A 13,586-nucleotide genomic window follows, 5' to 3' on the forward strand; every position below is an offset into this window, starting at 1 on the left:
TTTCTGCCTCAGGCCGCGCTGCGCAGGCGGCTGACGAATTCCGTCAGGCCCACCTGGCGATCGCGCCGCAGGCGCTCGGCGGTCAGGATCGATTTTACTTCCGCCACCGATCGTTCTACCTGGCGATTGACGATGATGTAGTCATAGGCGTCCCAGTGGCTCATCTCGTCCGCCGCCTTGGCCATGCGTTCCTGCACCACCTCTTCCGGGTCCAGGGCGCGGGTTCGCAGGCGGCGTTCCAGCTCCGCGTGGGAAGGCGGCAGGATGAACACCCGCACCAAGTCGCGGGGCATCCGGGAAGACACCTGCTGGGTCCCCTGCCAGTCGATGTCGAACAACACGTCGCGCCCGGCCTCCAGGGCGGCCTCCACCGGGGCGCGGGGCGTGCCGTAGCGGTTGCCGAAGACCAGTGCGTGCTCCAGCATGTCCTCGGCCTTCACCATGGCCTCGAAGCGGGGGTGGTCCACAAAATAGTAGTCCACCCCATCGCGTTCTCCCGGACGCTTGGGCCGGGTGGTGGCGGAGATGGAAAGCGTGAGGTTGGGTTCCTCGGCCATCAGCGCGCGGGAAATCGTCGTCTTGCCCGCGCCGGAGGGAGAGGAAAGCACCAGCATCAAGCCCCGGCGCTTCACCTCCGTCGGCGTATCCTTGGCGGTATCCGTCAACTCTGCCTACTCCAGATTCTGTACCTGCTCGCGCAACTGCTCGATCACGGCCTTCAGCTGCAGGCCTATGGCCGTCAATTCCACGTCCGCCGACTTGGAACAGAGCGTGTTGGCCTCGCGGTTGAACTCCTGACAGAGGAAATCCAGCCGCCGACCAATGGCGCCCCCTTCCGAAAGCAGCTTGCGGGCGGCCTGGATATGGGCGTGCAGACGATCCAGTTCCTCGCGTACGTCGGCCTTGCCCACCAGCAGCGCCGCCTCCTGCGCCAGGCGCTCTTCCGGCAAGGCCGGTGAGGCTTGCAGGAGCTCCTCCACGAGGTTGCGCAGGCGGGTGCGAAGGGCGTCCGGCTGCGTCGCCGCGTGTGCCGACGCCTGCGCAACCCCATCCTCTATGTCGCGCAAGTGGCCCTCGAGCAGGCTCCCGAGCTGCGTCCCTTCCGCCCGCCGCATCGCCATAAGCTGGTCCAGCGCCTCGTCCAGGTCAGCCAGCAGCGCGCTGTCGCGGCGGTTGCGCTGGGCCTCGTCCTCCTCTGCGCTTTCCTCGACCGGCTCCAGCACGCCGCGCAGGCTGAGCAGCCCATCGGCACTGGCGGAGACGGCGGCGCCTTCCTCGTGCAGTTCTCGGGCGACCTCGGCCAGCTCGGCCAGAAGGGCACGATTGACCTTTATGGGAGCGACCTCGCCCGTCTGGCGCAGGGTGAGGCCGATCTGGAGATTGCCGCGCTGCAGCTTGCCCTGGACCCGCTGGCGAAGGGGATTGTCGAGCCGGTCCCAGCCCTGCGGCAGGCGGGTGCGCATATCCAGCCCTCGCCCGTTCACGCTGCGGATTTCCCAGCTCCAGGCATAGCGCTCGTCGCCGCCCTGGGCGCGGGCATAGGCGGTCATGGATCGCAGATCGGCGGACATGGCATCTCTCTGGCGGGAAGGGACGGCGCCCTTATAGCGGCCCGGACGGTCAGCGCCAAGCGATGTGCCTGTGCAAGCATGGCGAATCCTTTAGGGTTTCGGCTCAGCAGATCGGGAGGCGAGATGACGCGGCAGACCTTCAGCAATCCTCGGCACGTGCTGATCACGGGCGCCACCAGCGGCATCGGCGCCGCCTTGGCGCAGGCCTACGCCGAACCGGGCCGCCTGCTGTCGCTTACGGGCCGCGACGGCACGCGGCTGGCCGCGGTTGCGGAGTCCTGCCGCAAAGCGGGTGCCGAGGTGGTCGCCGCCACCCTCGATGTCTGCGACCGAGAGCGCCTGACACGATGGATCGAAGAGGTGCACCGGCAACGCCCGCTGGACCTCCTGATCGCCAATGCCGGCATATCCGCCGGGACCGGCGGCGATGGCGAGACGGAGGAGCAGGTTCGGCGCATCTTTGCCGTCAACGGCGACGGCGTGGTCAACAGCGTGCTACCGGCCATCGACCTGATGCGCCGACAAGGGCACGGCCAGATCGCACTCATGTCGTCTCTCGCTGCTTTTCGCGGCTTTCCCGGCGCCCCGGCCTACTGTGCCTCCAAGGCAATGGTGCGGGTGTGGGGCGAAGCCTTGCGCGGCGTTCTGGCTCCCGACGGCATCGGGGTCTCAGTCATCTGCCCCGGCTACATCGATACGCCTATGACGCGGGTCAATCGCTTTCCCATGCCGTTGCTGATGTCGTCGGAGCGGGCAGCGCGCATCTGTAAACGCGGGTTGGCGCGCAATCGGGCGCGCATTGCTTTCCCCTTCCCCACCTACTTCGCCGCCTGGCTGCTCGGGGCGCTTCCGCCCGGCCTTACCGATCCGCTGCTGCGGCGCCTGCCGGCCAAGGAATGATTGCGCGCCCCGCCTTTCCGTGCCACTCGATGGTCCTGCTCGCGATAGAGTCAGTCAGGGAGAAGTGCGTCATGCGTCGATTGATCAGCGGTCTGCTCTTGGCCGCGTTCCTGGCCGCTCCGGCGGCGCTGGCCCATCACGCCGGGGAAAGCTATGCGGCGCGCGACGTCGTCGTGAGTCATGCCTGGACGCACGAGAACGCCCCCAGTGCCCATGCCAACGCCGTCTTCCTGACCATCGTCAACGACGGCGATCAGCCCGACCGCCTGACCGGTGTCACCGGCGACTTCTTCAGCCATGCCGAGATCCAGGCCCCGGTGCTGGATGACGCGGGCGTGCTGCGCACCCAGACGATCGCATCCCTGGAGATTGCCCCGGGCCAGAGCCTGACGCTGCAGCCGGGCGGTGTGCAGATCCAGCTTATCGGATTGCAAAGCAGCCATTTTCCGGGTGACCACTTCGACCTAACTCTGCAGTTCGAGAAAGCCGGTGCCCTCACTGTTGAGGTGGAGGTCGAACCACTGCGCCGCGACGATGCAGAAGAGCCGGATTCGAACGTATAGCGGCGGCGAAGCCTCAGGCCGACACGCGCTCCGCGTCTCGGCTTCCCGTGAACTCAGCCTGGGTCAGGGCGGTTTCGGCAATCCAGCCGCCGCCCAGGACGCGGCTGCCTGAATAGCAGACAGCCGCCTGGCCCGGCGAAACGCCGTAGGCCGGTTCATCGAGCTGAATTTCGGCGCCGCTCCAGCCCAACGGGCGGACCAGCGCCGGCACCGGGTCCTGCGCTGAGCGCAGCTTTACTGCGACCCGCACGCCCTCGGGTGGCAGAGCGTTGTCGAGCCAGTTCATCTCTCGTAGAAGCACGCGGTCCCGCGCCAAGGCACGCCGCGGGCCGACCACGACGCGCCGGCTCTCCGGCTCCAGCCGGACCACGTAGAGCGGTTCTTCGGTTCCGCCGATGCCGATGCCGCGGCGCTGACCCACAGTGAAGCCGATGATGCCCTGGTGCTGGCCCAGAATCCGCCCCTCAATATCTACAATCTCCCCCGGATCGATAGCACCGGGGCGCAGCTTCTCCACAACCCGGGCATAGGAGCCGTTGGGCACGAAGCAGATGTCCTGGCTGTCCGGCTTGTCTGCCACGGCGAGACCGAACCGCTCCGCCAGTGCGCGGACCTCGCGCTTGGGCAGATCGCCCAGCGGGAATCGCAGGAAGTCGAGCTGCTCGCGGGTGGTGGCGAAAAGGAAATAGCTCTGGTCGCGATCCGCATCCTCGGCCACATGCATTTCCGGTCCCTGCGCGCCCACGCTACGGCGCACATAGTGGCCGGTCGCAAGTGCCTCCGCTCCAAGGTCACGGGCAGTCCCCAGCAAATCGCGAAACTTCACTGACTGGTTACAGCGCACGCAGGGGATCGGGGTTTCACCCCGCAAATAGGAATCGGCGAACTCCTCCATCACGCTGTCACGAAAGCGGCTTTCGTAGTCGAGCACGTAATGAGGAAATCCCAACGTCTCAGCCACTCGCCGAGCGTCGTGGATGTCCTGGCCAGCACAGCAGGCGCCCTTCTTGGCAATCGCAGCGCCATGATCGTAAAGCTGCAGCGTGATGCCAACCACGTCATAGCCTTCTGCCTGCAGCAGCGCAGCCGTGACGGAACTGTCCACGCCGCCGGACATGGCAACGACGACGCGGGTCTGCGCAGGGGGCTTATCGAAACCGAGGGAGTTCATGGCGGAGAATATGCGACCGGACAGCCTCGGCTGCAATGACCGCTCGTGCTGATTCCCATTCTAACAGCCTAGTAACAAACAGTTGCAGTTCCCAGCAGAGCATCGATAGTTTGCCATCAGGCAGATCGAAGGATCGCCCTACGTTCCAACGGGAGGAAAGCTATGACCTACAAGGTGGCGCCCGGCGCCGGCTACATCAGCTACGCGATCGCAGCGGCTTTCGGCTTTGCCGCAATCCTGGCCATTGCCCCTGCACAGGCAGAAGAGTGCGCCGATCGCGGCGATCTCGACCAGGCCTACTGCGACGCCGACGGCGATCTGGTCGCCGACCCGCCCAGCAATCTGGATGATCTCGTCAACCCGGATACGCTCGTCTTCGCCTATACCCCGGTCGAGGATCCGGCCATCTATGAAGACATCTGGCAGCCCTTCATCGATCACCTCGAAGAGGAAACCGGCAAGGATGTCCAGTTCTTTGCCGTGCAGTCGAACTCGGCCGAGGTGGAAGCCATGCGCAGCGGGCGCTTGCACATCGCCGGCTTCTCCACCGGCCCGACGCCCTTTGCGGTAAACTTGGCTGGCGCCGTGCCCTTCGCCCTGATGGGCGGAGACGATGGCCGCTTCGGCTACACGCTGCAGGTCTACACCCGTAACGACAGCGGCATCGACAGCATGGAGGATCTGAAAGGCAAGCGCATTGCCCATACCTCGCCAACCTCCAACTCCGGCAATCAGGCGCCGCGGGCCCTCTTCCCGGACCTGGGCGTGGTCCCGGACGAGGATTACGAGGTGACCTATTCCGGTTCCCACGATCAGTCGATGCTCGGCGTCGTCGCCGGTGACTACGATGCAGCGCCGGTCGCCTCTGAGGTGGTCGATCGCATGGCTGAGCGCGGGCTCTACGATCCGGAAGAGGTGAAGATTGTGTGGGAATCGCCGGCTTTCCCGACGACCTCCTACACCCACGCCCACAACCTCGATCCGGAACTGGTTGAGAAGATTAAGGAAGCCTTCTTCTCTTTTGAGTTTGAAGGTACCGCGCTGGGCGAGGAGTTCTCGGGCGTCAGCAAGTTCATCCCCATCTCCTACGAGGATGACTGGGCGGTTATCCGGCAGATTCAGGCTGCCAACGGCGTCAGCTACACGCCACAGGATCTCGCCAACGAGTAAGTTATGAAGTGTTGCGGGCCGCAGTCCGGATGACTGCGGCCCGCGTCTTTTGGAGCCCCATCCTGCATGTTGAAGATTTCGAAACTGGTAAAGCGCTACGGCAACGGCGATCCCGTCCTCAAGGACCTCGACCTCACCGTTGAGAGCGAGAGCATCGTTGCCATCATTGGGGCTTCGGGCGCCGGCAAGAGCACGCTGCTGCGCTGTATCAACCGTTTGGTCGAACCGACAGCGGGTAAAATCGACCTAAACGGCGTTGACCTCACCGCCTTGCGGGGCGCCCAACTGCGCCATGCGCGCCGGCGCATCGGCATGATTTTTCAGGGCTTCAATCTGGTCGACCGCTTGACGGTCATGGAGAACGTACAGTCTGGCCGCCTGGGCTATATCCCGCTCTGGCGCGCCGTCATGCGCCGCTACCCCAAACAAGACATCCGTCGTGCCTATGAACTTATGGAGCGGGTGGGCATCGCTCATTACGCAAACAAGCGGGCGGATGCGCTTTCGGGCGGTGAGCGCCAACGCGTCGGTGTGGTACGTGCGCTGATGCAGGAACCGGAGATTCTGCTCGCCGACGAACCAACTGCATCGCTCGACCCCAAGACTTCCGAGCAGATCATGGAACTGCTGCGCTCTTTGTCGCGCGAGTTCTCCCTGCCCGTGCTGATCAACATCCACAACGTGGCCGAAGCCAAGACCTACGCCGACCGCATTGTCGGCATGCGTTACGGCCGCATCATCTTCGACGCCGAGCCTGATGCCCTGGATGCCGCGGCCATGGACGAAATCTACGCCGGCACCCCCGCTGAAGAGCGGGCGGAAGCCGGTGCCGCCGAGACACTGCAAGCGCAAACCGCATGAGCGATTATCCCGAGACTTGGCGCAAGCCGCCGATGATTGCCAACCCGCTGCTGCGCTACGGGCTGGCATTGGCAATTCTGGTCTACGTGGTCTGGGCAATCAGCATGCTGCCCATCGACTGGGCCCGCGTGAGTGAAGGAATCACCCGCGCCCAGCGCATCTTCAGCGGCGCCTTTCCTCCAAGCTTCGAGCGCAGCGGCTTGTTGATCAAAGGCTTTTCCGAAAGCCTCAAGATCGCCATTCTGGCCACGGTCGGCGGCGTCTTGCTCTCCATTCCCATCGCCTTCATGGCAGCCAGAAACTTGGCGCCGATGCCAATCTATCTGCTGGGACGCGCCATCATCATTGTCGCGCGCAGCTTTCATCCGGTGATCGTGGCCATTGTTTTCGTCAAGGCTGTAGGCTTCGGCCCCTTTGCCGGCGTTTTAACTCTGATCGTCTACTCCATCGGCTTCGTGGCAAAGATGCTGGCGGAGCGCATCGAGGAGATCGACTGGGGGCAGGTGGAGGCCATGCGCGCCGCTGGAGCCGGCTACCTGGCCACCCTCTATTACGCGGTTTTCCCGCAGATCATGCCGCGCCAGATTGGGCTTAGCATCTATCAGCTGGACTCCAACCTGCGCGCCTCGGCAGTGGTCGGAATCGTCGGTGCAGGCGGTATCGGCTCGACGCTGGCCAACGCTTTCGGGCGCTACGACTACGACTTCGCTCTGGCCATCACCATGGTGATCGTGGGGGTCATCCTCATCAGCGAGGCGATCAGCGGCCAGATCAGGAAACGGCTATGGTAGACATGGAATCGACCCCCGAAAGCTGGGCGCGCTACACGCCGCAGCAGAGACTGCAGCGCTTCCTGATCTATCTCTTCAGCATTGCCGCCATCGTCTGGGCGCTCACCAGCATCGATGTGATCTGGGCCTGGGTCTGGGACTCACCGGAGCAGATGGGAGACCTCTTCGGCCGCATGATACCGCCGGACACCACCAATCTGGGCACCATCCTTTGGGTGCTTCTGGAAACGGTGAACATTGCGACCATCGCGACCGCCGTTGCCGTGGTGGTCTCGCTTCCGGTGGCCTACATCGCCGCGCAGAACACCACACCCAACATCGCCACGCTCTGGCTCGGCCGGTTCATCCTGGTCTCCAGCCGCTCCGTGAACACCATCATCTGGGCTCTCTTGTTTGTGGCGATCTTCGGCCCCGGTATCGTCGCCGGTATCTTGGCGATCATGTTCCGCTCGATCGGGTTTATCGGAAAGCTGTTGGGCGAAGCCATCGAAGAGATCGACCGCCGACCCGTGGAAGCACTTGAGGCCACCGGCGCCTCTCGTATGAAGGTGATTCTCTACGCCATTGTGCCCCAGGTCATGCCGGTCTTCTGGTCTGTCAGCATTCTGCGCTGGGACATCAATCTGCGGGAGTCCACGGTGCTCGGCCTCGTGGGCGCCGGCGGCATCGGCCTGATCTTGCAGGGCGCGATCGACACCTTCAACTGGCAGGAAGCCGCCACCGTCCTCCTCGCCATCCTGGCCCTGGTGATCATCGGCGAGTTCGTAGCGATGGCCCTGCGCCGACGGATCATCTGACCCCAACGTGAGCGGCTGTCAGGTAGCTCGGGGATCAGCGTTGCGAAAGGTATTGTCCTCGCCCTGTGCCCTTTGTCGGGCGGCACCCTCCCGACTCGTGGGCCAAGCGGCTATATAGGGCGCATGACTCTTACCACAGAAAGTTCCGCCCCCTACCTCCAGGGCCTGAATGATGCGCAGCGAGCCGCCGTCGAGGCGCTCGATGGTGCCGTGCTTCTGCTGGCCGGTGCCGGGACTGGCAAGACCCGCGCGTTGACCACCCGCCTGGCCCACCTGCTCTGGAGCGGCCGAGCCCGCCCCGGGGAGATCTTGGCCGTCACCTTTACCAACAAGGCTGCGCGCGAGATGAAAGAGCGCGTGGCGGCCCTGCTTGGCCGGCCCTCGGTGGAAGGCTGGTGGCTGGGTACCTTTCACGCCCTCGCTGCGCGCATCCTGCGACAGGAAGCCGAAGCGGTCGGGTTGAAGTCCAACTTCACGATCCTGGACAGCGATGACCAACTCCGCTTGATCAAACAGGTCATGGCTGCCGAAGGCGTGAACGAAAAATCTTGGCCTGCTAAGAGCCTGCGCCACCTGATCGAGCGCTGGAAGGACAAGGGCTTTACGCCGGACCGGGTGCCGAGCCAGGAAGTCGGGGACTTCGCCCAGGGTCGCAGCGTGGCGCTCTATGCTGCCTATCAGGAGCGTTTGCGCACCTTGAACGCCTGCGACTTCGGCGACCTTCTGCTGCACAATCTCACGCTGTTCCAGACCAGGCCGGATGTGGCCCAACGCTGGCAGCAGCGCTTTCGCTATCTGCTGGTGGACGAGTACCAGGACACCAACGTCGCGCAGTATCTTTGGCTGCGCCTGCTCGCCCTGCCGGAGAACAACATCTGCTGCGTTGGCGATGACGATCAGTCGATCTACGGATGGCGGGGCGCACAGGTCGAAAACATCCTGCGTTTTGAAAGCGATTTTCCCGATGCCAAGGTTATCCGGTTGGAGCGCAACTACCGCTCCACGCCGGCCATCCTGGGCGCGGCATCGGGGCTGATCGCACGCAACGAAGGCCGGCTGGGCAAGACGCTCTGGACTGAAGGCGACGCGGGCGAGCCGGTGCGGGTGCGCGGGCTCTGGGACGGAGAAGCGGAAGCCCGCTTTGTCGGCCAGGAAATCGAAGCATTGCAGCGCGAAGGCCACTCTCTGGGCGAGATGGCGATCCTGGTGCGGACCGGTGCGCAAACGCGAGAGTTTGAGGAGCGCTTCGTCACGCTGGGGCTGCCCTACCGCGTCATCGGTGGGCCGCGCTTTTATGAGCGCCTGGAAGTCCGTGACGCGCTGGCCTACCTGCGCCTGCTGCAATCGCCCGACGACGATTTGGCTTTCGAGCGGATCTGCAACAAGCCGCGCCGCGGTCTGGGGGAAGCGGCATTGCGCAAACTCCATTCGGCGGCCCGGAGTGGCGGAACATCCCTGTACATCGCCGCCCACCAATTGGTGGGCACAGACGAACTGCGCGCGCAAACCCGACGGCCGCTCAAACAGTTCGTCGAGAGCATCGAGCGCTGGCGCGACGAGTTGCGCACCACCTCGCATCCGGAATTGGCCGAACGCGTACTTGAGGAGTCGGGCTATCTCGAAATGTGGCGCGAGGACCGCTCGATCGAGGCGCCCGGCCGACTGGAAAACCTCAAAGCCCTCATCGAAGCCTTGGCAGAGTTCGAGACCCTGGCCGGTTTTCTGGAGCATGTCTCACTTGTGATGGAGAACCTGGAAGAGCCTGAGAGCGCGCAGGTCACTCTCATGACTCTGCATGCCGCCAAGGGCCTGGAGTTCGATACGGTCTTCTTGCCGGGCTGGGAGGAGGGTCTCTTTCCCAACCAGAGGGCGCTGGACGAACAAGGTAACCGCGGCTTGGAAGAGGAGCGCCGCCTCGCCTATGTGGGCTTAACGCGCGCGCGCAAACGGGCCATCGTGAGCTTCGCTGCCAATCGGCGGCTCTACGGCTCCTGGGCAGCGGCAATTCCCTCACGCTTTGTTGACGAACTGCCGGAAGAGCACTGCGAACAGGAAAGCGACAAAGGGATCTACGGAGCAGCGCATCAGGCCTGGGGCGGGGGAAACTTCGGTGGCTTCCAGTCCTGGGGCGACACGCGTTACTCCCCGGGCATGGAGCGCGCCCGCGCGCGACGCGAGCGCACGGGCACAACCACAGCGCCTGTCATTGATGCCAAGGCCCAAGTGGTGGAAAGCACACCCCGGCGCGACTCACGCTACCGCCCGGGAAGTCGGGTGTTTCATCAGAAATTTGGCTACGGTACGGTATCGCTCGTTGAAGGGGAGCGCCTTACCATCGCCTTCGACCATAGCGGTGAGAAAAAGGTTGTCGCCGGCTTCGTGACCGCTGCTGAAGACGCGAACTGATCGCCATTTCGAGGGGAGGGTCTGGCGCCTTGCGAATGCTGGCTCCCGTTGCGGCACTGCTGCTGAGTGCGACCATTCTGCTCGCGGGCAACGGCCTGCAGACAACGCTTCTGCCTGTCCGTGCCGAGATGGAGATCTTTCCCGCTTTCTCCATCGGTGTGATGGGCTCGGCCTACTTCCTGGGCTTTGTCGCCGGCTGCCTGCTGACCAGCAATCTCGTGCGGCGCGTTGGTCACATCCGCGTGTTCACTGCCATGGTGGCGGGTGCGTCGGCCATGCCACTGGTCCACATCCTTGTGATCGATCCCGTGGCCTGGTGGGTGCTTCGTGCGGTTACCGGCTTCTGTATTGCCGCGCTTTTCCTGGTGATCGAGAGCTGGCTCAACGAGCGCGCAGACAATCATACCCGCGGGGCAATCTTTTCGATCTATACCACGTTGAACTATGCGGCGATCACTGTCGGACAGCTGATGATCATGTTCTACGATCCAGCGCTGTTCCCGCTCTTTGCCATTGCATCGGTGCTGGTCTCGGTTGCGGCGATCCCCGTGGCACTAACCACTTCGGCGGCGCCTGCGCCTTTATCCGACGTGCGCATGCGCCCCCTCCACCTCCTGCGGATCTCACCAGTAGGTGTGGTGGGCTGCGCAGCCATTGGCATGTGCAACGGTGCCTTCTGGTCTCTCGGGCCAGCCTATGCAGTGGGCATTGGCTTCAACACCACCCAGATCGCACTTTTCATGAGTGTAACGGTTATCGGCGGCGCGCTGTCGCAGTGGCCCTTCGGCCGACTGTCCGACCGGCTCGACCGTCGTGTGGTGATCATTGGGGTCGGCCTGCTCTCGGCGATAAGCGGGCTGGGGCTATTCTTGGTAACCGGACGTTGGCCCATTGCCATTGCGCCACTGGCTTTTGCTTTCGGCGCCTTTTCCTTCCCAGTCTACGCGCTCTCGGTCGCCCATGTGAACGACTTGATCACCAATGAGAGCTTCGTCGAGGTGTCCGGCGGCCTGCTCCTGGTCAATGGCATTGCTGCAGTGATCGGTCCGCTGCTGGCGGCGGCTGCTATGGGCTACGCGGGACCGGCCGCCCTCTTCCTCTTCATTGCGATTATCTATCTGGTGCTGTGCGCCTTCGCCTTCCTGCGCATGCGTATCCGCCCGCTACCGGCCGAAACCCACGGCGCAGAGTTCGTTGTGGTGGCGGAAACCGTTGCCACCAACCCGGTCGCGCTCGACCCGCGCGCGGACGAAGAAAGCAGCGACGGGGGAGTGCCTGAAGACGTGCAGGCCGAGCCGGCCGATCTACCGGAACCGGAAGCCGCATCGGAAGCCCAAACGCGCCCCGAGGGCGCGACAGAACAACAGATGGACGACGGCGCCGACCTGCACGAAGAACAGCCTGAGCAAGCAGTCCCGCCTCGGAAAGCCGACGACTGAGACCGGCCTCCTTACGGCATTACAGCACGCCGGCCAGACGCAACTCCTCATCGCGGCCGAGCCGACCGATGGCCTCGGCAAGATCCGGGCGCTCGGCAGCCTGGAAGCGATAGTGCTCGGCCAGGGCCTTTTCGAGGCGCCCCTCGCGGCCCATCAGCCCATCGGCGTAGCGGATCATCAGCAGGTTGGGCCACGCCTGCGGGCGCACCTGGCGAACGAAGTCGAAGAGCTCTGCCTCCGGTCCGCGGTGCCGCGCGGCGAGCATGATGGTCAGTGCCGCGGTTGAGCGGGAAATGCCCATGTAGCAGTGGATCAACAAACAGCCAGAGCCGGTCTCGAGGGCACGGGCATCGGGGAACGCGCGCTCACCAATGCCCAGCAGTTCTTCGACATCGGCCTCGGTCGGCGGTCGATCCACGCGTGTGGGGTCGATCACATCGTGAAAATCGAACTGATGGATCTCCGTCGTGGCGAAGCCATCGAGATGCGGACTGCGTTCTGTGCCGGGGTCGAGGATGGAGACCAGATGCGAGGGTCGGTCGGCGCAATGGCCTTCCAGTTCATGTAATCCACAAACCCGCAGCAAACGGCCGGCAATCAAATCTTCCATACCTGCACATCCGATCTCAACTGTTCCTGAACCGCTTCAGGATGCCACGACGGACCCGCGGGGTCATGGGCCATGTGAGCTGTCAGATGGCAACCAGAGCCGGCGCCACGGCGACAGGGCGTCCAGGCCGGTAACAGCCGGCCTGGACCACAGCTGTCACGAAAGAGATGAGTTAGCCGCGCCCCAGAGTCTTGGCACGAGCCTGCAGCACACCGCCCTCGGCCTGCGGCGAGTAGGCCAGGGATTTTCGCAGGAAGGCATCATGGGACTCCCGAACACGAGCGAACACCTCATCCTCGGCAGAGAAGCCGTCCAGCACGTTCTCGAGTTCGCGCGCGATCGCCTCGTTCACGTCATCAGGGAAGGAGCGCATCTCCACGTCGGTCTCCGCTAGCATATCTGCGAAGCTCTCTGTGTTGTGGTAGATGAAATCTGCATAGGTTTCATAGGCCGTGGCATGAGCGGCGCTGCGGACCGCTTCCTGCAGATCTTCCGGCAGCGAGTCCCAGGTGCTCTGGTTGATCATGATCTCCAGGCCCGGACCTGGCTCCATAACACCGGGCGCATAGTAGTAACGTGCCATGCGCTCTAGCCCGAAGGCCATATCGTTCCAGGGGCCGATCCACTCCACCGCATCCACCGCACCGGATGCAAGGGCCACGGGGATCTCGCCAGGAGGCGTCATGACTGGGGAGACGCCCAGTCGCCGCATGACTTCACCGCCAAGGCCGGCAATGCGGAAGCGCAGGCCGTGCAAATCGTCCAGGCTGTTGATCTCCTTGTTGAACCAACCGCCGAACTGCGTACCACTCGACCCTGCATAGAAGGCCTTGACGCCGAAGGGGGCATAGACCTCGTCCCATAGCGCCTGCCCACCGCCAAACTCGAGCCAGGCAGCGCACTCGGTGGCCGTCAGGCCGAAGGGAATGCCAGTGAAAAAGTGCAGAGCCTGCGAACTGCCTGCCCAGTAGTAGGGGCTCGAGTGCGCCAAGTCAGCGGTTCCTCCACTGACCGCGTCCAGGACTTCGAAGGGCGGCACCAGTTCACCGGCACCGAAGAAGCGTACGACAAGACGACCGCCCGAGAGTCTCTCCAAGCGTCGCGCGAAACGTTCCGCATTCACGCCCACGCCTGGCGCGCCTTTCGGCCAGGAGGTAACCATGTTCAGTTCGCGCACGTCCTGGGCGATGGCCGGTGTCGACAAACTGCTTGAAGCCACCGCTGCGGCGCCGACAAGCGCGCCGCCGCCGGCAGCTATGAAGCGCCGACGATTCCGGCTGATATCCTGGCTCATAGATTTCACTCCC

At 63.8% G+C, this 13,586-nt stretch carries 13 protein-coding genes; 8 read left to right on the forward strand and 5 right to left on the reverse strand.

Annotated elements, in window-relative coordinates; translation table 11 throughout:
- Positions 1 to 8: 8 nt before the first annotated feature.
- Positions 9 to 614, reverse strand: a complete 606-nt coding sequence (gmk, locus tag P2G67_RS09775) for a guanylate kinase (protein WP_275822776.1) — start codon at positions 612 to 614, stop codon at positions 9 to 11.
- Between the two features lie 57 nt (positions 615 to 671).
- Positions 672 to 1,571 (reverse strand): YicC/YloC family endoribonuclease, encoded by a 900-nt coding sequence (locus P2G67_RS09780; RefSeq protein ID WP_275822506.1) that lies wholly within the window; start codon positions 1,569 to 1,571, stop codon positions 672 to 674.
- A 123-nt stretch (positions 1,572 to 1,694) separates the two neighbouring features.
- On the opposite strand from P2G67_RS09780, the gene P2G67_RS09785 reads away from it, so the two are divergent.
- Both P2G67_RS09785 and P2G67_RS09790 read left to right on the forward strand, forming a co-directional pair.
- A complete protein-coding gene (locus P2G67_RS09785) occupies positions 1,695 to 2,471 on the forward strand; it encodes an SDR family NAD(P)-dependent oxidoreductase (protein WP_275822508.1) in 777 nt (258 codons plus the stop codon).
- 71 nt (positions 2,472 to 2,542) lie between these two features.
- Positions 2,543 to 3,034, forward strand: coding sequence for a copper chaperone PCu(A)C (locus P2G67_RS09790; protein WP_275822510.1), 492 nt, complete (start codon positions 2,543 to 2,545; stop codon positions 3,032 to 3,034).
- Positions 3,035 to 3,047: 13 nt separating this feature from the next.
- Here P2G67_RS09790 and mnmA read toward each other — a convergent pair whose 3' ends face one another.
- On the reverse strand, positions 3,048 to 4,205 hold the full coding sequence (gene mnmA / locus P2G67_RS09795; RefSeq protein WP_275822512.1) for a tRNA 2-thiouridine(34) synthase MnmA: 1,158 nt from the start codon (positions 4,203 to 4,205) through the stop codon (positions 3,048 to 3,050).
- A 162-nt stretch (positions 4,206 to 4,367) separates the two neighbouring features.
- On the opposite strand from mnmA, the gene phnD reads away from it, so the two are divergent.
- The 6 genes from phnD (at position 4,368) to P2G67_RS09825 (ending at position 11,669) form a co-directional block, all read left to right on the forward strand.
- Positions 4,368 to 5,375, forward strand: coding sequence for a phosphate/phosphite/phosphonate ABC transporter substrate-binding protein (gene phnD, locus P2G67_RS09800; RefSeq protein WP_275822514.1), 1,008 nt, complete (start codon positions 4,368 to 4,370; stop codon positions 5,373 to 5,375).
- 66 nt (positions 5,376 to 5,441) lie between these two features.
- Positions 5,442 to 6,236: a phosphonate ABC transporter ATP-binding protein gene (phnC, locus tag P2G67_RS09805; RefSeq protein WP_275822516.1), complete on the forward strand. Its 795-nt coding sequence runs from the start codon at positions 5,442 to 5,444 to the stop codon at positions 6,234 to 6,236.
- The gene (gene phnE, locus P2G67_RS09810) at positions 6,233 to 7,027 is read left to right on the forward strand and encodes a phosphonate ABC transporter, permease protein PhnE (protein WP_275822518.1); all 795 of its coding nucleotides are present in this window, start codon (positions 6,233 to 6,235) and stop codon (positions 7,025 to 7,027) included. The genes phnC and phnE (P2G67_RS09810) overlap by 4 nt, the downstream gene beginning before the upstream one ends.
- On the forward strand, positions 7,021 to 7,824 hold the full coding sequence (phnE, locus tag P2G67_RS09815) for a phosphonate ABC transporter, permease protein PhnE (RefSeq protein ID WP_275822520.1): 804 nt from the start codon (positions 7,021 to 7,023) through the stop codon (positions 7,822 to 7,824). Before phnE (P2G67_RS09810) ends, phnE (P2G67_RS09815) begins: the two co-directional genes overlap by 7 nt.
- 123 nt (positions 7,825 to 7,947) lie before the next feature.
- Positions 7,948 to 10,230, forward strand: coding sequence for an ATP-dependent helicase (locus P2G67_RS09820; protein ID WP_275822522.1), 2,283 nt, complete (start codon positions 7,948 to 7,950; stop codon positions 10,228 to 10,230).
- Positions 10,231 to 10,265: 35 nt separating this feature from the next.
- Positions 10,266 to 11,669, forward strand: a complete 1,404-nt coding sequence (locus P2G67_RS09825; RefSeq protein WP_275822524.1) for an MFS transporter — start codon at positions 10,266 to 10,268, stop codon at positions 11,667 to 11,669.
- Positions 11,670 to 11,688: 19 nt separating this feature from the next.
- On the opposite strand, the gene P2G67_RS09830 is transcribed toward P2G67_RS09825, so the two are convergent.
- Together P2G67_RS09830 and P2G67_RS09835 are read right to left on the reverse strand one after the other, a co-directional pair.
- Positions 11,689 to 12,279, reverse strand: a complete 591-nt coding sequence (locus tag P2G67_RS09830) for a tyrosine phosphatase family protein (RefSeq protein ID WP_275822526.1) — start codon at positions 12,277 to 12,279, stop codon at positions 11,689 to 11,691.
- A 172-nt stretch (positions 12,280 to 12,451) separates the two neighbouring features.
- Positions 12,452 to 13,573, reverse strand: a complete 1,122-nt coding sequence (locus tag P2G67_RS09835) for a TRAP transporter substrate-binding protein (RefSeq protein ID WP_275822528.1) — start codon at positions 13,571 to 13,573, stop codon at positions 12,452 to 12,454.
- Positions 13,574 to 13,586 lie beyond the last annotated feature (13 nt).

Origin of the sequence: Aquibaculum arenosum (assembly GCF_029222965.1) — a bacterium.
Classification (GTDB): Bacteria; Pseudomonadota; Alphaproteobacteria; order Kiloniellales; family DSM-21159; genus Aquibaculum; species Aquibaculum arenosum.